This window comes from Pseudomonas sp. H1_A03 (assembly GCF_054685145.1).
Genome location: NZ_CP162829.1, coordinates 5118249 through 5136556 on the forward strand (window position 1 = coordinate 5118249; position 18308 = coordinate 5136556).

Sequence of the window (18308 nt, forward strand, 5' to 3'; positions counted from 1 at the left end):
GGATCGTCAACCCTTACGCAGCCAAAAAATGTGGGAGGGGGCAAGCCCCCTCCCACATTTGCCCTGCTGTGTTCTTTTGGCCGTTACTTGGACACAGGCATCGCAAACTCCGCGCCCTGCTCGATGCTCTCCGACCAGCGCTGCATGATCGACTTCTGCTTGGTGTAGAAGCGCACGCCCTCAGTGCCGTAGGCATGCATGTCGCCGAACAGACTCTTCTTCCAGCCGCCGAACCCGTGCCATGCCATCGGCACCGGGATCGGTACGTTGATGCCGACCATGCCCACTTCAATCCGTCGTGCAAACTCGCGGGCGATATTGCCGTCGCGGGTGAAGCAGCTCACGCCATTGCCGAACTCGTGGTCGTTGACCAGTTTGATCGCTTCGGCGAAGTCATTTACGCGCACGCACGCCAGCACCGGGCCAAAGATTTCTTCGCGGTAGATGCTCATCTCTTTGGTCACGTGGTCGAACAAGGTCGCGCCGAGCCAGAAGCCATTTTCCAGGCCCGCTTCGGTGGGCACGTAGTCGCGCCCGTCGAGCAGCAGTTGCGCGCCGGCCTGTACGCCTTGTTCGATGTAGCCGCTGATACGCTCCAGCGCCGCGCGGGATACGATCGGGCCCATTTCGGCCTTGAGGTCGCGTCCGTCGGTGATGCGCAGTTGCTTGGCACGCTCGGTCAAGGCGGCGATGACTTTGTCACCCACATCACCCACCAGCACGGCGACGGAGATGGCCATGCAGCGTTCGCCGGCACTGCCGTAGGCGGCACCCATCAGGGCGTCGACGGTTTTTTCGATATCCGCGTCGGGCATCACCACCATGTGGTTTTTGGCGCCGCCCAGGCCTTGCACGCGCTTGCCATTACGCGCGCCGGTCTCGTAGATGTATTGGGCAATCGGGGTAGAGCCAACGAAGCTCACGGCCTTGACGTCCGGGTGTTCGATCAGCGCATCAACCGATTCCTTGTCGCCCTGCACCACGTTGAACACGCCTTTGGGCAAGCCGGCTTCGCGCAGCAGTTCGGCCATGAAAAGCGACGCGCTTGGGTCGGTCGGGCTTGGCTTGAGGATGAAGGTATTGCCCGCCGCGATGGCGATCGGGTACATCCACATTGGCACCATCACCGGGAAGTTGAACGGTGTAACACCGGCCACAACGCCGAGCGGTTGGCGCATCGTCCAGTTGTCCATGCCACGGGAAACCTGGTCGGAGTGTTCGCCCTTGAGCAGGTTGGGAATGCCGCAGGCAAATTCGAGAATGTCGATGCCACGGTCGACTTCACCCTGGGCGTCGGTAAAGACCTTGCCGTGCTCGGCGACGATGATGCGCGCCAGGTCATCCTTGCGTGCACGCAGCAGGTGCAGGTATTCGAACAACACGCGGGCGCGGCGGATGGGCGGAGTGTCGGCCCAGTCGGCGAAGGCAGCCTGGGCAGCGGCAACGGCTTCGGAGACAGTTTGGCGGCTGGCCAAGGCGACGCGGCCAGTCTTTTCGCCGGTGGCCGGGTTGTAGACGTCCTGATAGCGATCATCGCGGCTCACGCGCTGGTCGTTGATGTAGTGCTCGATTGTGGTTGTCATGGCAGTAAATCCCAGGTGGGTAGCGTTGGGACACACGATAGGCTTTCGATTTGTTCCAAACCAGAGCAGAATCCAGAACTTATTGTCCATTAATGCGAACAATACAATTATGGAAAAAGCTGAGATCGAAGGGCTGTGGACCCATATTCACTGGCTGTCGGTGCTGGAAGAACAAGGCACCTACACCGCCGCTGCCGCGCGTCTGGGCGTCAGTAAGTCCGCCGTGAGCCAGCGCATTTCTGACCTGGAAAAGGCTACCGGGACGCGGCTGGTAACGCGGACCACACGCAGCGTCAGGCTGACCGATGCGGGGTTGTCGCTGACCCGTGAAGTGCGCAGCGCCTACGAGCAAATCGCCCGCAGCTTCTCGTCTGTGCGCGACTCGGTCGGAGAGATTCGCGGGCTGGTGCGGCTGACGGCGCCCGTGGCGTTTGCCCGTCAGCAATTGGTGCCGCATCTGTCGGAGTTTTTGCAACAGTACCCGCAGGTGCGCATCCAACTGGATGTGTCGGACGCCCTGAGTTCTCTGGCCGCCGAAGGGTACGACCTGGCCGTGCGCCACGGTTTCCAGGTGCCGGAAACCCATGTGGCGTGGAAATTGTGCGATACCGGCTCGGTGCTGGTGGCCACCCAGGATTACCTGCAACGCCACGGTGAACCCCGCGAGCCCGGCGACCTGTCCGCGCACAACTGCCTGTTCTACCCGCGCGGCACCGACCAGCCCGCCTGGACCTTCGAGCGCGGCACTAAAAACGTCGAACGCCTCACCGTGCCGATCTCCGGCAGCTTCGCCACCAATAACAGCGAAGCCTTGCGCGACTCGGCGCTCAACCACCTGGGCATCGCCCTGCTCCCGGATTTCAGCGCTCACGCCGCGCTGGCCAGCGGCAAATTGGTGCAGGTGCTCAAAGGCTGGGTGCTCAAGGGCGCGTTTGCTGATGAGATCTACCTGATCCGGCCGTATTCGCCGCATGTGCCGAAGGCGGTGAGTGTGTTGGTCGGCTACCTGAAGGACAAACTGTCGAGTGGATTTCGATTTACGAGGTGAGGTTTACCTCTTGCTCAGCAGAACCAAAAGTCCATAATGGACAAATTAGTTTACCTGCGGAGACACTCATGCCCAGCACACCTCACGTGATCCACCAGGCCCAGGCCCGCGAACTGCTCGCCAAAATCGATGTGCCGCAGATCCTGCGCAAGCTGTTCCATGACCTGGCGGCCGGGCAAGCAGTACAGCCGGCGCAGCAACTGGTGGAGTTCCCGCAAGCGGCTGGCGACTTCATCAATTACCTGGGCGTGCTGGCCGAGGATGGGGTGTACGGGGTCAAGACCTCGCCGTATATCGTGCGTGAGCAGGGGCCACTGGTGACCGCATGGACCTTGTTGATGTCAATGCAGACCGGCCAGCCACTGCTGCTGTGCGATGCCGCCGAGCTGACCACGGCACGTACGGCCGCTACGACTGCACTGGCGGTGGATGCGTTGGCGCCTTTAGCCGCGCGGCGTTTGGCGATTATTGGCAGTGGCAAGGTGGCGCAAGCGCATTTGCACTATGTGAAGGATTTCAGGGATTGGCAGACCATCAGCGTGTATTCGCCAAGCCTGGCCAAGGCGCCCGCCGAGACCATCGAGCAGCTCAAAAGCCTGGACCCACGTGTGGTCATCGCCAAGAGCTGTGATGAGGCGGTAGAAGACGCCGACGTGATCCTGCTGTGCACCTCGTCAGCCGGGCCGGTGCTCGACCCGACGCGCCTGAGCAAACCGGCGTTGATTACTTCCATCAGCACCAACGCCCCGCGCGCCCATGAAGTACCGTCGCAGTCCCTCAATGGCATGCAGGTTTTCTGCGATTATCGCCAGACCACCCCAGGCTCAGCCGGTGAAATGCTGATCGCCGCTGAACAACACGGTTGGGACCCGCGCGCTGTGGTCGGCGACCTGCCCGAACTGCTCAGCGACCACGTCCAGCGCCCGTCCTACGACCGCCACGTATTTTTCCGTTCCATCGGCCTGGGCCTGGAAGACATCGCACTGGCCAATGCCCTCTGGAGACAACTATGAGCCACGCAGACTTCATCATCATCGGCGGCGGCATTGCCGGAGCTTCCACGGGGTTCTGGCTGTCGCAGCACGGCAAGGTGATTGTGCTGGAACGCGAAAGCCACCCGGCCTATCACTCCACCGGGCGTTCTGCAGCCCTGTATACCGCCGCTTATGGCACACCGCAGGTGCGCGCGTTGACCCTGGCCAGCCGCGAGTTTTTCGACAACCCGCCGCCGGGCTTTTGCGAACATCCATTGCTTACGCCACGCGGCGAAATGACGGTGGATTTCATTGGCGATGCAGCCGAGTTGAACGCCCAGTACCTCAGCGCCAAGGCCACCGTGTCGCAGGTTGAACTGCTCAGCGCCGACGAAGCCTGCGCGAAGCTGCCGATCCTGCGCCGCGAAAAAGTCCGCGGTGCGCTGTATGACCCGACTGCCAGCGACATCGACACCGACGCCCTGCACCAGGGCTACCTGCGCGGTATCCGCCGCAACGGCGGCGAAGTGCGCACCGACAGCCACGTGCTCGGTTTGAGTCGCGACGCCGCCGGCGTTTGGCAGGTGCAGACCCAGGACACGACCTATACCGCGCCGATCATCATCAACGCCGCCGGCGCCTGGGCTGATCACATCGGCGGGCTTGCCGGGGCCGCGTCCATCGGGCTGCAACCCAAGCGCCGCTCGGCGTTTATCTTCGCCGGCCCCGAAGGCGTCGACAGCCATCACTGGCCGATGCTGGTGGCGCTGGACGAGTCGTTCTATATGAAACCCGACGCTGGCATGTTCCTCGGTTCACCGGCCAACGCCGACCCGGTCGAACCCCAGGATATCCAGCCCGAAGAGCTCGACATCGCCATGGGCATCTACCAGATCGAGGAAGCCACCACGCTGACCATTCGCCGCCCGACGCGCACTTGGGCCGGTCTGCGCAGTTTTGTGCACGACGGTGATTTGATTTCGGGTTATGACCCTCGGGTAGCGGGCTTGTTTTGGGTGGCGGCACAGGGCGGCTATGGCATCCAGACCTCTCCCGCCATGGGCCAGGCCAGTGCGGCACTGGTGCGCGGCGCACCGCTGCCAGAGGGATTGACGCGGTTCGGCCTCGACGCTGGTATGCTCTCCCCTGCCCGCCTGGAGCCCCTCGATGAACACCGTTGAACAAGACCACGTCATGCAGAACTTCCGCGCGATGGCCGACGCCATTGCCACCCTGTTTTTCCCCCATGCGGAAGTGGTGCTGCATGACCTGCGCTCGCAAAAAGTCGATTACATTGCCAACAACCTGTCCAAGCGCAGCATCGGCGATGACTCGGCGCTGGAGGACATGCTCAGTGATGACGTCAGCGAAGTGAACATCGGCCCGTACGAAAAGCTCAACTGGGACGGTCAGAAAATCCGCAGCCTGAGCACGGTGCTGCATGACCATAAAGGTCGTCGGCTGGCGGTACTGTGCATCAATCTGAATATTTCACTGTTTGAAAACGCCAAGGCGGCGCTGGACCTGTTCCTGTCGCCGAGCAAACTGATCCCGCAACCGGACTCGCTGTTTCGCGATGACTGGCAGGAGCGCATCAATACCTTCCTGCATGCCTGGATGCGCGAGCGTCAGTTGAGCCTGAACCTGCTGAACCGTGACCACAAGCGTGAGCTGGTGCTGGCGCTGCATGCCGAAGGGGCGTTCAAGGGCAAGAGCGCGTCGAACTATGTGGCCAATGTGCTGGGCATGGGGCGGGCGACGGTCTACAAGCATTTGAAGGAATTGAAGGGCTGAACAAATCAACTGGGGGGCTGGTTTGCTGCCTGTAGTGAGCGGGCTTGCCCCGCGCTGGGTGGCGAAGCCGCCCCAATAAAGACAACGCCGAGCTCCAGATAAAACCAAGTCGCCTGATTTGGGGCGGCTTCGCCACCCAGCGCGGGGCAAGCCCGCTCACTACAGTTGCCCCGTGCCCTCGGAAGATTCCGTGCTCACAATCAATCGCCGTAGATGTCGGATTTGAAGTACTGCTGCGAAAGCTTCTGGTACTCGCCACTGGCCCGAATGCCATCGATGGCCGCGTTCAACTCGCTGACCAACGCGCTGTTACCCTTGCGCACCGCAATCCCGGCGCCCTCGCCCACGTATTTCGGGTCCTTGAGTTCGGGTCCGACAAACGCGTAGCCCTTGCCACGCGGCATCTGCAGGAAGTCGTTCAACGGGATGGTGTCGGCGAAAATCGCATCCAGCCGCCCTGCCGCCAAGTCCATGTAGATCTCTTCGTTATTGCTGTAGCGCTTGACGTTGATGCCCTTGGGTTCAAATACCTCGGTGGCATAACGATCAGTGGTGGTAGCGCGCTGCACACCCACCGTCTTGCCTTTAAGGCTGGCGTACTGGTCATCCACCACCGCCCCCTCCTTCATCACCAGCCGAGACGAGGTGAAGTAGTACTTGTGGGTGAAATCCACCGACTTCTTGCGGTCTTCGTTGATAGTCATGGACGACAGGGCCATGTCGATTTTCTTCACCTTGAGGGAAGGAATCAGACCGTCGAACTCACCTTCAACCCACACACACTTGACCTTCATCTGCGCGCACAGCGCATTGCCGATGTCGTAGTCGAACCCGACGATCTTGCCTTCCTCGGTCTTGGACGCGAACGGCGGGTAAGCCGCCTCGATGCCAATGCGCAGGGTTTTCTCGGCGGCCAGTAGATGGCTGGAGGCGATCAGGCCGAGGGCCAGGGCGGTGATGAGGGGAAGTTTCTTCATGAGGGTTTCTCGCAAGTTGTTGTTGGTTTGGCAAGATTGAAGAAAAAGATGAGTCACTTTTTTGTACTTATAATTCCATACTGGACTTTTATGTATTAATCGTCAATCACATCGACTCCCAGGCTGTCAGGTAAATCTTCTCCCGAATCAAATAAAAAATGTCCACGCCCTGCAAAGGGCGTGGACATTTTTGCTCAAGCGTTTATTGCTTGGCGTGTTTCGCCTGGGCTTCAGGCATCGCCGAAGAATGATGATTGAGAATCTTCCACTGGCCACCGACCTGCTCGTAGACAAAGGTGTAGCGCGCTTGCACATGACGGACCTTGCCGCCCGCTTCAGTCAGGGTGAAGGTGTAGACCCCACTGTCCATGGCCACGTTGCTGCCCAGTTGGCGGATCTCACGGTAGTTGATCTGGCCGACGGGCTTGAGCGCCAGGAAGTGATCAAAGTAGTCCTTGATCTGATCCGGGGTGGTGCGCACTTGGTTGGACACAGTGGGCTGCAACACCGCGCCCGGCGCATACAAGTCGACCACCGTTTGCACGTTACCGGTCTGCAAAGCGCTGTTCCAACGGTCAAACAAACCGGCAATCTCGCGGTCTTTGACATTGGCCGGTGCCTGAGCCACGTCGCGGTACACGTACGGGACTGTTTGAGCCGCTTGGACAAACGGGGCGCTCAAGGCGAACATCAGGGCAAGCGTGGCGGTGTTGAACTTCATGGCGATACTCCAGTGGTGGTCCGTGAGCACACTTTGCCAACCCGCCGGCCACCGGACATCGGCCAACCGGGGCCGTTTATCTATGCCATTTGGCAGATGGCGCCCCGTGCGGTTAACGCGGTTTAATAACCGCGCCTGCGCCCGCAGCGTGTGCCCGTACCGGAGCCGAAACATGCAAAACCCGCCACACGACGCCACGCCCCCTGATCCCAACAGCGCCTTGGCTATTCGCGCGCACTATCGGCAATCCGAGAGCCGCACTGCGCGCCTGCGACTGTTGGTCGAGACCGGCCAGGAATTAACCCAACTGAGCCCACACGCCATGCGCGAGAGGGTGCTGGCGCGGGCGTGCGCATTTCTCGCGATGGACCATGGCGTGCTGCAGGAGTGGGACGCCGAGGGCAACGTCAGCACCACCGCCAGCCACGGCAGCCAGGCGCGCTTGGGCAGCCTGACCGGCATTGCTGACCGCCGCTTACGCACGCCCTGCTGGCAGGAGTTGCCGGACGGCGCCCTGCCCAGTGTGTTGCAAGTGCCGTTGCGCGGGGGTGACGGCAATGCCTTCGGCGCCTTGATCCTGGCCAACAGCGTCAGCCTGCGGGCGCCGGATAATGAAGACAGCGAGTCCCTGCAATTGCTCGCCACGCTGCTGGCCGCGCACCTGGAAAACGACCGGCTGCTGACCACCCTCAAGACCCGCGACCGGACCCTGTCGGACCTGGTCAACCAACTGCTGCGTGCCCAGGAAGACGAGCGCAAGCGCGTGGCCTACGACCTGCACGACGGCCTGGCGCAAACCCTCGCCGGCTTGCATCAGCGCCTGCAAGGGTTTGCCGGCCGTTGTCCGACACTGCCAGGCACCTTGGACGCGGACCTGCAGGCGATCCTGGCCCTGGCCCAGCACTCGGTCGGTGAAGGCCGGCAACTGATCGCCGGCCTGCGCCCCACCGTGCTGGATGACTTCGGCTTGTTCAAAGCGCTCGACAAAGAGGCCGACCGCCTGCGCGACGCCGCCATCAGCGTGCAGTGGAGCGCAGGTTACACGGGGCGCTTGCCCAGCCAGGTGGAAATCGCCTTGTTCAGGATCGGCCAGGAAGCGATTAACAACGTCCTCAAGCATTCGCAGGCAAGCCACGTGCAACTGGCCCTGGGACTGCACGAGCACGCTGTCTCATTGCGCGTGAGCGATAACGGCAAAGGCTTTGCCTTCGACCAACCGCTCGACACCCAGGACGCTCAGCATCTGGGCCTGGCCACCATGCAGGAACGCGCGAGCCTGCTGGGTGGCCAGCTCACGTGCACCAGTGCAATCGACTGCGGTACCCAACTGCACGCCCGCGTGCCGGCTCAACTGAATGGAGCGCCGCAATGACCCACGTATTACGCCTGGTACTGGCGGACGATCATGAAGTCACGCGCACGGGGTTCGTCGCGCTGCTGGCCGGTCATCCGCAATTCGAAGTGGTCGGCCAGGCGCGTGACGGCCAGCAAGCGGTAGACCTGTGCGAGCAGTTGCTGCCCGACATCGTCATCCTCGATATTCGTATGCCGGTGCTCAATGGCCTCGGTGCCGCGCGCCTGCTGCAACAACGGCTGCCGGCGCTGAAGGTGGTGATGTTCACCATGGACGACAGCGTTGATCACTTGGAAGCGGCGATGAACGCCGGCGCCGTGGGCTACCTGCTCAAAGACGCCAGCCGTGATGAAGTGATCCATGCGCTGCAACAGGTCGCAGCGGGTGAAGAAGCGCTCAATAGCGCCGTCAGCGCACGCTTGCTGAGGCGCATGACCGAGCGCAGCGCAGCAGGCGCCACCCCCACGGAAAACCTCACGCCACGCGAACGCCAGGTGCTGGGGCTGGTGGCGAACGGCAAGAGCAACCGCGAGATAGGTGAACAGCTGGGCATTACCACCGGCACCGCCAAAGCCCATGTGGAACGGGTCATCGGCAAGCTCGGTGCGGCAGATCGCACCCAGGCGGCCGTGCGGGGCATCGCGTTGGGCCTGGTGACACACGCATGAAGGTCTTCTACGCCAGGCGTTGGGCTGACCTGCCGCTACGGGGCAAGGCCCTCGTGGTGATTTCGCTGCCCTTGGTGGTGTTGCTGTTGTCGCTGGTACTGATCTACATCACCGAGCGCCAGACCGCCCGCGCCGAAGAAGACGTGCGCCGTGTACTGCGGGTGCAAGGCGACATCCGCGCCGTGCATACCCTGCTGGCAGAAGCGGCCGCCAGCGTGCGAGGTTACCTGCTGACCCGCCGCGAGGATTTCCTGCCGAGTTACCGCAACGCCAAGCCGCAGATCGAATCGGCCCTGCGCCGGCTCGACGGCAACGTTCGTGATCAACGGGTGCGTGAACAGCTCGCGGCGATCACGCCGCTGATCAACAGCAAAATCGACGGCCTGGAGGACATGCTCGGCGACCCGACCACCAACCAGGCATCGATCACCACGATTCTGGTCAGCAACAAGCACATCCTGGATGCCTTGCGTCAGCACATCGGCACCATGCTCACCCTTGAGGACTCGTTGCTCGCCGAGCGCACCGCAGCCGCGGCCGAAACGCGCCAGCGGCTACTGCTGTCGACCTGGCTGGCCGCCATCTGTGGGCTGTTCGGGGCCATCGTTGCGGTGCTGTTTCTGTCCAAGGGCATTGTCGCGCGCGTGCAGAATGTTCAAGGCAATGCGCAACGCCTGGCATTGGGTCAGCCCCTGCTGCCGCAACCCCCGGAAAACGATGAAATTGGCCAACTGGGCACGCGCCTGGTGGAAGCCGGGATGCTGCTGGCCGAGCGCGAACGCGCGTTGCGCGAGAACGAAGAGCGCCTGCGGCTGATCATCGACGGGGTCAAGGACTACGGGATTTTCGCCCTCGACACGGCGGGCCACGTCACCAGTTGGAATGCCGGTGCCGAGCGGATCAAGGGCTACACCGAGGAGGAAATCCTCGGCCAGCACTTCTCGGTGTTCTACCTGCCGCAGGAATGCCCGCAACACCCGGCCATGGCGTTGGCCGAAGCCACCCGCAACGGCGATTACATGGAAGAAGGCTGGCGCTGCCGCCAGGATGGCACGCGCTTCTGGGCCAGCGTGGTGATCACTGCGCAGTTTGACGCGACCGGCGCATTACGCGGCTTCTCGAAGATCACCCGCGACATTACCGACCGCCGTGCGGCCGAGATTGCGCTGGGCACCGCGCGTGAGGAAGCCGAACGTGCGAGCCGGGCCAAAAGCGAGTTTCTGTCGCGTATGAGCCACGAGCTGCGCACCCCGCTCAACGCGATCCTGGGCTTTGCGCAACTGCTGGACATGGACGCACCGAGCAGCCAGAAGGCACAGATCGGCCACATCCTGCGTGCTGGTCAACACCTGCTGACGCTGATCAACGAAGTGTTGGACATTGCCAAGATCGAAGCCGGGCGCTTGCCGTTGAACATCGAATCGATCCCGTTGGCGATCACGCTGCACGAGGCGCTGACACTGGTGTCGCCCATGGCCTCTGACGCGGGAATCCAGTTGAAACCGGTGCCCGCCCTTGCCGCCGACCTCGGGATTGTTGCTGATCGGCAGCGCCTGACCCAGGTGCTGCTGAACCTGCTGTCCAACGCGATCAAGTACAACCGGCCGCAGGGCCAGGTCAGCATTGAGGTAGAGGTTGAGCCACCGCACCTCCGCGTATCGGTGTGCGACACGGGCAACGGTATTGCCCTGGATAGCCAGGGCCAGTTGTTCAAGCCATTCGAACGCCTGGGGGCCGACCCCAATGTGGAAGGCAGCGGCCTTGGCCTGGCGCTGAGTAAAAGCTTGCTGGAGATGATGCAAGGCAGCCTGAACGTGCAAAGCCAGGTTGGTAGCGGCTCGCGCTTTACCCTGGCGTTACCGTATGCGCGGTTGCCAGAGCCTCAAGGCATGACCGTCGCCGTCATCGAGAGCCCGACGCCGACGCCGGCGCCTGCCCTCGCCTCCCCGGCCACCCAGGGCAAGGTGCTGTGTATCGAAGACAACCTCTCCAGCCTGGCGCTGATCGAAACCTTGCTGCAACGTCGTCCGGGGATAAAGCTGCTCTCCAGCATGCAAGGCCAACTGGGGCTGGACCTGGCCGCGCAGCACGCGCCGCAGTTGATCGTGCTGGACGTGTCGCTACCGGACATCGATGGTTTGAGCGTGCTCAGGCGCCTGCGTCAGTCCGCGATCACGCGCAACACGCCAGTACTGATGATTACCGCCGACGCCAGCACCCTCACCCGCCTGGCCTTGCACGACGCTGGCGCGACGGCGGTGCTGAGCAAGCCGATCAACGTGCCGTCGTTTCTCGCCCACCTTGACCACTGCTTCCCGGAGCCCGTGTGACCACCGACCTGCGTATCCTGATCATCGACGACCAACGCCCCAATCTCGACCTGGTCGAGCAACTGCTCGCGCGCGAGGGTTTGACCAACGTGCTGAGCAGCACCGAGCCGCTGCGCACCCTGGACCTGTTCAACAGCTTCGAGCCGGACCTGGTGATTCTCGACCTGCACATGCCGCAGTTCGACGGGTTCGCGGTGCTGGAACAGCTCAACCGGCGCATCCCGAGCGGCGAATACCTGCCGATCCTAGTGTTGACCGCCGACGCTACCCGCGACACGCGCCTGCGCGCCTTGGCGTTGGGCGCCAGGGACTTCATCAGTAAACCGTTGGACGCGCTGGAAACCATGCTGCGGGTGTGGAACCTGCTGGAAACCCGCATGCTCTACAAGCGGCTGCGCACCTTGGTGCCGGCGGACCAGATTGAATTGCTGCAACGGCGCGACTCGACATCTACCGCACCGAACATCCGCCGCTGCTAGGTCACAAGGTCAGGTCTACAACTGGTCACGCGAGACACCGTTGCTCACGCGAACGATATCCGCCATGACCGCAAGGGCAATCTCTGCCGGGGTCTTGCTGCCAAGTTTCAGGCCAATCGGTGCATGAATGCGGTCAAGGTCCTGCTGCCCTATTCCACCAATACGCTGGACACGCTCCATACGCTTTTCGCTAGTGCGCCTGGAACCCATGGCGCCGATGTAAAACGCCGGAGTCCTGACCGCCTCCAACAACGTCAGATCGTCCATGCGCGGGTCATGCGTCAGGGCCACGATGGCCGTGGCGGCGTGGCAACCCCCTTGAGCAATATAGGTGGCTGGAAACAGCTTGACCAACTCAACGCCCGCCATCGTGAAACCGTCCGTCAACTCGGGTCGCGGGTCGCACACAATCACTTCAAAACCCAACGCCGCTGCAAAACTGGCACAGAACTCCGCCACTGGCGACAGACCGGCAATCAGCAGGCGCTGGGCAGCGCCAATGACGGCGCGAGCTCTCCCTCGCCATACGCTATGGCCTTGCTCGAGCCATGCCAGTGCTTGCTGGATTACCTGAAGGTCTAGATTTTTCATGCGTTGCGAACCGGCCCTCTCAACTCGGACTGTATTGACTTGAGTATGTGGGGTGACGCGCTGGGGCAATAGCCTGATCGAGGGATTTTGTTGCCCAATCCAACGACAAGCGTGAACACGCGGCCTCATATGAGGAATGCCACAGGCATGACTTTTTTGCACAACGCTCTGGTGTTTTTGGGCGTTCTGCTCTGATTTATGCGTGCCTATACTCGGCCCAGCCTCTCGGTTCAGCCGAGGGCCAGTCCCACAACAATAATTAAGGACAGCCACCATGACCCAGCCCTTCCTGGCCGCTCGGGATTTTCTACTCGCTCACCGCACCGACTACGCCACCGCCGTACGGGATTTCCGCTGGCCGCAACTGGGCGAATTCAACTGGGCCCTGGACTATTTCGACGCCATGGCGGAGGGCAATGCGGCCAATGCGCTGTGGATCGTCGAGGAAGACGGCAGCGAGCAGCGCTACAGCTTCGAGCAACTGGCCGCACGTTCGAACCAAGTGGCCAACCACCTTCGCGCCCACGGGGTTGGGCGCGGTGATCGCGTACTGCTGATGCTCGGCAATGATGTGGCGCTTTGGGAAACCATGCTCGCCGCCTTCAAGCTCGGTGCAGTGGTCATCCCCGCCACCGCCCTGCTGAATGCCGACGACCTGCGTGACCGTATTGAGCGCGGGCAGGTTCGTCACTTGGTGGTCGGCGAGGCACATGTGAGCAAATTCGCCGGGCTGGCTGAAGGCTGCAGCCGCATCTGCGTGGGTTCGGCGCCTGCCGGCTGGGTCGCACACAGCGCCGCCTATGAATATCCCGAGCAGTTCGAAGCCGAAGGCCGCACCCTGGCCACCGACCCGATGCTGCTGTATTTCACCTCGGGCACCACATCAAAACCGAAGATGGTGTTGCACAGCCACCAGAGCTACCCGGTGGGCCATCTGTCGACGATGTACTGGATCGGCCTGCAGCCGGGCGACCTGCACCTAAATATTTCCTCACCGGGGTGGGCCAAGCATGCTTGGAGCTGCCTGTTTGCGCCGTGGAACGCCGGCGCCTGCATTTTTATCCATAACGTCGCGCGGTTTAGCGCGCCGGCCTTGCTCAGTGCATTGGAACGTTACGGCGTAACCAGCCTGTGCGCGCCGCCCACCGTGTGGCGCATGCTGATCCAGGAAGATCTGGCCAGCTACAAATCGCGCCTGAACCTGCGCGAACTGGTCGGCGCCGGTGAGCCACTGAACCCGGAAATCATCGAGCAGATCCAGCAGGCCTGGGGGTTGCCGCTGCGTGATGGTTTCGGTCAGTCGGAAACCACGGCGCTGGTGGGCAACACTCCTGGGCAGTTGCTCAAGCCAGGCTCCATGGGCCGCCCGCTGCCGGGCTATCACGTGGCCCTGCTCGACCCGGATGGCAACCCCGCCAATGAAGGCGAAGTCGCCCTGCCCCTGGACGTGCGCCCGCTCGGCCTGATGCTGGGCTACGAAGACAGCCCGGAAAAAACTGCAGAAGTCATGCGTGACGGCTATTACCGCACCGGCGACACCGCGCAAATCGACGCCGACGGCTACATCACTTTCGTGGGCCGCGCCGACGATGTGTTCAAGGCCTCCGACTACCGCATCAGCCCATTCGAGCTGGAAAGCGCATTGATCGAACACCCGGCAGTGATGGAAGTGGCCGTAGTGCCCAGCCCCGATCCCGTGCGCCTCGCCGTGCCCAAGGCATTCCTGATCCTGGCCCATGATGCCCCCGGCAGCGCCGAGCTGGCCCGGCATATCCTTGCCTTTGCCCGCGAACACCTAGCGCCCTACAAGCGGGTGCGACGTATCGAGTTCGTCACCGAGCTGCCCAAGACCATTTCCGGCAAGATCCGCCGCGTTGAACTGCGCCAGATGGAGGTACTGCGTCGTCAGAGCGATACACGCGGCGAGCAGGAACACTTCGAGGAAGATTTCGCATAAAAAAGCCCGGTGACACACGCGGATGTGTCACCGGGCAAAGCGAAGCGACCAAGCTTCAGAAACGCGGTTTCACAGTCTTCCAATCCGGCTGGTAACGCTGCATCTGTTTTACGTCGTCGCGCTGGCGAATGCCGCAACTGAGGTACTGGTCATGCAGCTTGCCCAGTTGGTCATGGTCAAGTTCCAGGCCCAGGCCCGGTGCACGGGTAATCGTCACGCAGCCATCGACAATCGGCACCTTGCCGCCCTTGATGACTTCCTCGTCCGGCTCCTGCCAGGGGTAATGGGTGTCGCAAGCGTAATCAAGGTTGGGCACCGACGCAGCCACATGGGCCATCGCCATCAGGCTGATGCCCAGGTGTGAATTGGAGTGCATCGACACGCCCAGGCCGAAGGTCTGGCACATCTTGGCCAACACCTGGGTGTCGCGCAGGCCGCCCCAGTAGTGGTGATCGGCGAGGACGATCTGCACGCTGTTCAGCGCTACGCTACGGCGGAATTCGTCGAAATCGGTGACCACCATATTGGTCGCCAGCGGGAGGCCGGTGCGTTTGTGCAGCTCGGCCATGCCGTCCAGGCCCGGGGTCGGGTCTTCGTAATACTGCAGGTCATCGCCCAGCAGTTCAGCCATGCGAATCGAGGTTTCCAGCGACCAATTGCCATTCGGGTCGATGCGCAGCGGCACGCCGGGGAAAGCTTTTTTCAGCGCCTTGATGCAGCGCACCTCATGTTCCGGTTCCAGCGCGCCGGCCTTGAGCTTGATGCTTTTGAAGCCGTAGGCTTCGATCATCCGCCGGGCCTGGGCGACGATCTGCTCTTCGTTGAGCGCTTCGCCCCAGCTGTCGGGCTTGTAGGGCGAGTCGATGTGTTCGGCGTACTTGAAAAACAAGTAGGCACTGAACGGGATCCGGTCGCGGATCGCCCCACCGAGCAAGTCCACCAGCGGCACGTTCAAGGCGTGGGCCTGGAGGTCGAGCAAGGCCACTTCGAACGCCGAATAGGCATTGCTCACGGCCTTGCTGGCGTGGGAGCCCGGCGCCAGTTCTGCGCCGCTGAGGCTCACGGGCTTGTGCGCGGCCACCGTGGCCTGGACGATTGCACGCAGCCCGTTCAGGTTGAAGGGATCGAGGCCGATCAGTTGCGGCTGCACCTGTTGCTGGATCGCCAGCGCCGGGGCATCGCCGTAGCTTTCGCCAAGGCCGATGTAGCCGGTGTCGCTCTCGACCTCGATGATCGAGCGCAGCGCGAAGGCTTCGTGGATACCGCTGGCGTTAAGCAGCGGCGGGTCGCGAAAGGCAATGGGCGTGACGGTAACGCGGACGATTTTCAAGAGGCTGCTCCCTGTGGGCCTGGACGCGAAGCGTGCTGATGTGTAGTCGGTGTGGGGGGCACGGTGCCCCGTGGTGCGGTGCGCGCAAAAAACACCACCACCGCCGCCACCAGGGAGGTAGCGGCCAGGCCGTACAGCCCGCCTTCGATGGAGCCGGTGGTCTGTTCCAGCAAACCAAAGGTGGTGGGGGCGACAAAGCCTCCCAGGTTGCCGACCGAATTGATCAAGGCAATCACCGCCGCGGCGATCCGGGCATCCAGATAACCCTGGGGAATTGGCCAGAACAAGGCAGAGGCGGCCTTGAAGCCAATCGCGGCAAAACAGATGGCGACAAAGGCGAACACCGGCCCGCCGGTGGTAGACATGAACATACCGAACGCGGCGATCACCAGCATCAGCGCAACCCATGCCTGCTGGTGCTTCCATTTGCTGGCGAGGGCGGCGAAACCGTACATGGCGACGATGGAAATCAACCAGGGAATCGAATTGAACAAGCCCACCTGGAAGTCGCCCAGGTTGCCCATTTTCTTGATCATGCTGGGCAGCCAGAAGGTGGCGCCATAGATGGTCAGGGCGATGGAAAAGTAAATAAAGCAAAACAGCGCGATTTGTCTGTCGGCGAGCAGCTTGAACATCGAGGGTCGGACAATCCGGACGGCTTCACGCGCTAGCTGTTCCGCCTCGATGGCACTCACCAACGCGTGTTTTTCCTCTGCGCTGAGCCATGTCGCCTGATCGGGACGGGACTGCAACCAGAACCATACAAAGCCACAGAGCACGATCGAGGCAAACCCTTCAATCAGAAACATCCACTGCCAGCCATGCAGGCTAAAACCATTGATGTGCAGCAAGGCCCCCGACACCGGGCCGGAAATCACCGAGGCAATGGCAGAGCCGCTGAGGAAAATCGCCATGGCCTTGCCGCGCTCGGAGGCTGGCAGCCACTGCGTGAAGTAGTAGATGACACCGGGAAAAAAACCCGCCTCGGCGGCGCCGAGGACAAAACGCAGGACATAAAAACTGGTTTCACCTTTGACAAAGGCCATGGCCATCGCGGCCGCGCCCCAGGTGAACATGATGCGCGTCAGCCAGGCCCTTGCGCCGTAGCGCTGCAGGAGCAGGTTGGACGGCACTTCAAAGATCGCGTAGCCAATGAAGAACAAACCGGCACCGAGGCCGTAGGCGGCCGCGCCAATGCCCAGGTCGATCTCCAAATGGCTGCGCACAAAGCCAATGTTGACCCGGTCGATGTAGTTGACGATGAACATCACCACAAATAATGGCAGTACATGACGCTTGACCTTGGTGGCCGCACGGGCGAGCACGGTCGGGTCTGGCGGATTCTGAACAGTGTCCAAGGGCAACTCCCAATCATTGTTTTTTTAGGGACGCGTTGATCATGGACGTCGGGCATTGATCCCGTCTAATCTAACTTGGCATCCGATTGATACCTGGATTAGATCAATGTTCGAACTCACTCAACTGCGTTGCTTCACCACTGTGGCCACCGAGCTGAATTTTCGGCGCGCGGCCGAACGGCTGAACATGACCCAGCCGCCGCTCAGCCGACAGATCCAATTGCTGGAACATCACTTGGGGGTCGAACTGTTTGCCCGCACCACCCGCAGCGTTGCCCTCACCGCCGCCGGCCGCGCCTTTTTTATCGAGGCGCAGAACTTGCTGGAACGTGCCCAGCAAGCGGCGGTGACGGCGCGTCGCTTCGCTGAGGGCGATATCGGCACGGTCAATATCAGCTTCGTCGGCAGCGCGGTGTACGAGTTTTTGCCACGCGTGATCGCCGAGGCGCGGCTCCGGCAGCCCCAGGTGAAGATCGACCTGTCAGAGATGAACACCTACCAGCAATATGAAGCGCTGCGCGCCCGCCGGATCGACCTGGGGATTGTCCGCGCGCCGCTGCTGGAGCCGGGCTACGCCACCGAATGCCTGGTGCGCGAGCCCTTCGTGCTGGCAGTTCCCAGCAGCCATCGGTTGGCCAATGCCGAGACGGTCAGCGTGCACGACTTGGACGCCCAGCCCTTCCTGATGTACGCCCACTCGGCCTACCCGCCGTTCAACGAACTGCTCACCGGCCTGCTGCGCTCAGCGCGCGTTGCTCCGGAGTTTGTGCAGTGGCTGGGGTCATCCCTGACCATCCTGGCGCTGGTCAATGCCGGTATGGGCCTGGCATTGGTGCCGCGTTGCGCCAGCAGTGTGGTGTTCAAGAACGTGGTTTTCCGCGATATCGACTTGGGCGAAGGGGCGCAAAGTGAGCTGCATTTGATCTGGCGCGAGAACAACGACAACCCGGCGTTTGCAATGCTGCTGGACGGGATTCGCAGTGCGGTACGTCAAGAATGGGATCAGGCACGCTAGCTCAATCCTCTTGAATACTTGCCTGATCCTCCGACTTCTCGGATTTCGGATAGATAGCCCTTGCACCGTGGTCTAGAGTTCGACAGTGAGCGGCCGCCGCAACCTCATACTAAAAATGGCCGCATACAC

Annotated in this window: 15 protein-coding genes and 1 pseudogene; 10 read left to right on the forward strand and 6 right to left on the reverse strand. The window is 61.8% G+C overall.

Annotated elements, in window-relative coordinates:
- Nucleotides 1–83 precede the first annotated feature (83 nt).
- Nucleotides 84–1583 (reverse strand): CoA-acylating methylmalonate-semialdehyde dehydrogenase, encoded by a 1500-nt coding sequence (locus tag AB4O35_RS23620; protein ID WP_065910669.1) that lies wholly within the window; start codon nt 1581–1583, stop codon nt 84–86.
- 109 nt (nt 1584–1692) lie between these two features.
- On the opposite strand from AB4O35_RS23620, the gene AB4O35_RS23625 reads away from it, so the two are divergent.
- The 4 genes from AB4O35_RS23625 (at nt 1693) to AB4O35_RS23640 (ending at nt 5399) form a co-directional block, all read left to right on the forward strand.
- On the forward strand, nt 1693–2631 hold the full coding sequence (locus AB4O35_RS23625) for a LysR family transcriptional regulator (RefSeq protein WP_065876265.1): 939 nt from the start codon (nt 1693–1695) through the stop codon (nt 2629–2631).
- A 68-nt stretch (nt 2632–2699) separates the two neighbouring features.
- Nucleotides 2700–3644, forward strand: coding sequence for an ornithine cyclodeaminase family protein (locus AB4O35_RS23630; protein ID WP_065946268.1), 945 nt, complete (start codon nt 2700–2702; stop codon nt 3642–3644).
- On the forward strand, nt 3641–4786 hold the full coding sequence (locus tag AB4O35_RS23635; protein WP_065876267.1) for an NAD(P)/FAD-dependent oxidoreductase: 1146 nt from the start codon (nt 3641–3643) through the stop codon (nt 4784–4786). Before AB4O35_RS23630 ends, AB4O35_RS23635 begins: the two co-directional genes overlap by 4 nt.
- A complete protein-coding gene (locus AB4O35_RS23640) occupies nt 4773–5399 on the forward strand; it encodes a helix-turn-helix transcriptional regulator (RefSeq protein ID WP_065876268.1) in 627 nt (208 codons plus the stop codon). The genes AB4O35_RS23635 and AB4O35_RS23640 overlap by 14 nt, the downstream gene beginning before the upstream one ends.
- A gap of 200 nt (nt 5400–5599) precedes the next feature.
- On the opposite strand, the gene AB4O35_RS23645 is transcribed toward AB4O35_RS23640, so the two are convergent.
- Complete coding sequence (locus tag AB4O35_RS23645; protein WP_065889343.1) at nt 5600–6376, reverse strand: ABC transporter substrate-binding protein; 777 nt, start codon at nt 6374–6376, stop codon at nt 5600–5602.
- 202 nt (nt 6377–6578) lie between these two features.
- On the reverse strand, nt 6579–7097 hold the full coding sequence (locus tag AB4O35_RS23650; protein WP_065876270.1) for an SgcJ/EcaC family oxidoreductase: 519 nt from the start codon (nt 7095–7097) through the stop codon (nt 6579–6581).
- A 172-nt stretch (nt 7098–7269) separates the two neighbouring features.
- On the opposite strand from AB4O35_RS23650, the gene AB4O35_RS23655 reads away from it, so the two are divergent.
- Genes AB4O35_RS23655 through AB4O35_RS23670 form a run of 4 tightly spaced genes read left to right on the forward strand, consistent with a single transcriptional unit; the run spans nt 7270 to nt 11928 of the window.
- Nucleotides 7270–8469: a sensor histidine kinase gene (locus AB4O35_RS23655; protein ID WP_065876271.1), complete on the forward strand. Its 1200-nt coding sequence runs from the start codon at nt 7270–7272 to the stop codon at nt 8467–8469.
- Entirely contained in the window at nt 8466–9119 is a 654-nt protein-coding gene (locus AB4O35_RS23660; RefSeq protein WP_049708890.1) for a response regulator, read from the forward strand. The genes AB4O35_RS23655 and AB4O35_RS23660 overlap by 4 nt, the downstream gene beginning before the upstream one ends.
- On the forward strand, nt 9116–11449 hold the full coding sequence (locus tag AB4O35_RS23665) for an ATP-binding protein (protein ID WP_065876272.1): 2334 nt from the start codon (nt 9116–9118) through the stop codon (nt 11447–11449). Before AB4O35_RS23660 ends, AB4O35_RS23665 begins: the two co-directional genes overlap by 4 nt.
- On the forward strand, nt 11446–11928 hold the full coding sequence (locus AB4O35_RS23670; protein ID WP_049708892.1) for a response regulator: 483 nt from the start codon (nt 11446–11448) through the stop codon (nt 11926–11928). The genes AB4O35_RS23665 and AB4O35_RS23670 overlap by 4 nt, the downstream gene beginning before the upstream one ends.
- Before the next feature lie 15 nt (nt 11929–11943).
- Here the strand turns inward: AB4O35_RS23670 and AB4O35_RS23675 are convergent.
- Nucleotides 11944–12429, reverse strand: a pseudogene (locus AB4O35_RS23675) (XdhC family protein); the annotation flags it as partial.
- 364 nt (nt 12430–12793) lie between these two features.
- Here AB4O35_RS23675 and AB4O35_RS23680 point away from each other — a divergent pair.
- A complete protein-coding gene (locus tag AB4O35_RS23680; protein WP_065876273.1) occupies nt 12794–14476 on the forward strand; it encodes an AMP-binding protein in 1683 nt (560 codons plus the stop codon).
- A 55-nt stretch (nt 14477–14531) separates the two neighbouring features.
- Here the strand turns inward: AB4O35_RS23680 and AB4O35_RS23685 are convergent, their stop codons facing one another.
- Together AB4O35_RS23685 and AB4O35_RS23690 are read right to left on the reverse strand one after the other, a co-directional pair.
- A complete protein-coding gene (locus tag AB4O35_RS23685; protein WP_065876274.1) occupies nt 14532–15806 on the reverse strand; it encodes a glucarate dehydratase family protein in 1275 nt (424 codons plus the stop codon).
- Nucleotides 15803–17164, reverse strand: a complete 1362-nt coding sequence (locus tag AB4O35_RS23690) for an MFS transporter (protein WP_065946288.1) — start codon at nt 17162–17164, stop codon at nt 15803–15805. The genes AB4O35_RS23685 and AB4O35_RS23690 overlap by 4 nt, the downstream gene beginning before the upstream one ends.
- 106 nt (nt 17165–17270) lie before the next feature.
- Between AB4O35_RS23690 and AB4O35_RS23695 the strand changes: the two genes are divergently transcribed.
- Nucleotides 17271–18179: a LysR family transcriptional regulator gene (locus AB4O35_RS23695; RefSeq protein ID WP_065876275.1), complete on the forward strand. Its 909-nt coding sequence runs from the start codon at nt 17271–17273 to the stop codon at nt 18177–18179.
- Nucleotides 18180–18308: the final 129 nt, after the last annotated feature.

What these genes read in the sequence shown, in the direction of transcription:
- AB4O35_RS23660 (WP_049708890.1), top strand. Translation starts at nt 8,466, where the DNA reads ATGACCCACGTATTACGCCTGGTACTGGCGGACGATCATGAAGTCACG.
- AB4O35_RS23640 (WP_065876268.1), top strand. Translation starts at nt 4,773, where the DNA reads ATGAACACCGTTGAACAAGACCACGTCATGCAGAACTTCCGCGCGATG.
- AB4O35_RS23665 (WP_065876272.1), top strand. Translation starts at nt 9,116, where the DNA reads ATGAAGGTCTTCTACGCCAGGCGTTGGGCTGACCTGCCGCTACGGGGC.
- AB4O35_RS23645 (WP_065889343.1), bottom strand. Translation starts at nt 6,376, where the DNA reads ATGAAGAAACTTCCCCTCATCACCGCCCTGGCCCTCGGCCTGATCGCC.
- AB4O35_RS23695 (WP_065876275.1), top strand. Translation starts at nt 17,271, where the DNA reads ATGTTCGAACTCACTCAACTGCGTTGCTTCACCACTGTGGCCACCGAG.
- AB4O35_RS23620 (WP_065910669.1), bottom strand. Translation starts at nt 1,583, where the DNA reads ATGACAACCACAATCGAGCACTACATCAACGACCAGCGCGTGAGCCGC.
- AB4O35_RS23680 (WP_065876273.1), top strand. Translation starts at nt 12,794, where the DNA reads ATGACCCAGCCCTTCCTGGCCGCTCGGGATTTTCTACTCGCTCACCGC.
- AB4O35_RS23635 (WP_065876267.1), top strand. Translation starts at nt 3,641, where the DNA reads ATGAGCCACGCAGACTTCATCATCATCGGCGGCGGCATTGCCGGAGCT.
- AB4O35_RS23650 (WP_065876270.1), bottom strand. Translation starts at nt 7,097, where the DNA reads ATGAAGTTCAACACCGCCACGCTTGCCCTGATGTTCGCCTTGAGCGCC.
- AB4O35_RS23655 (WP_065876271.1), top strand. Translation starts at nt 7,270, where the DNA reads ATGCAAAACCCGCCACACGACGCCACGCCCCCTGATCCCAACAGCGCC.
- AB4O35_RS23625 (WP_065876265.1), top strand. Translation starts at nt 1,693, where the DNA reads ATGGAAAAAGCTGAGATCGAAGGGCTGTGGACCCATATTCACTGGCTG.
- AB4O35_RS23630 (WP_065946268.1), top strand. Translation starts at nt 2,700, where the DNA reads ATGCCCAGCACACCTCACGTGATCCACCAGGCCCAGGCCCGCGAACTG.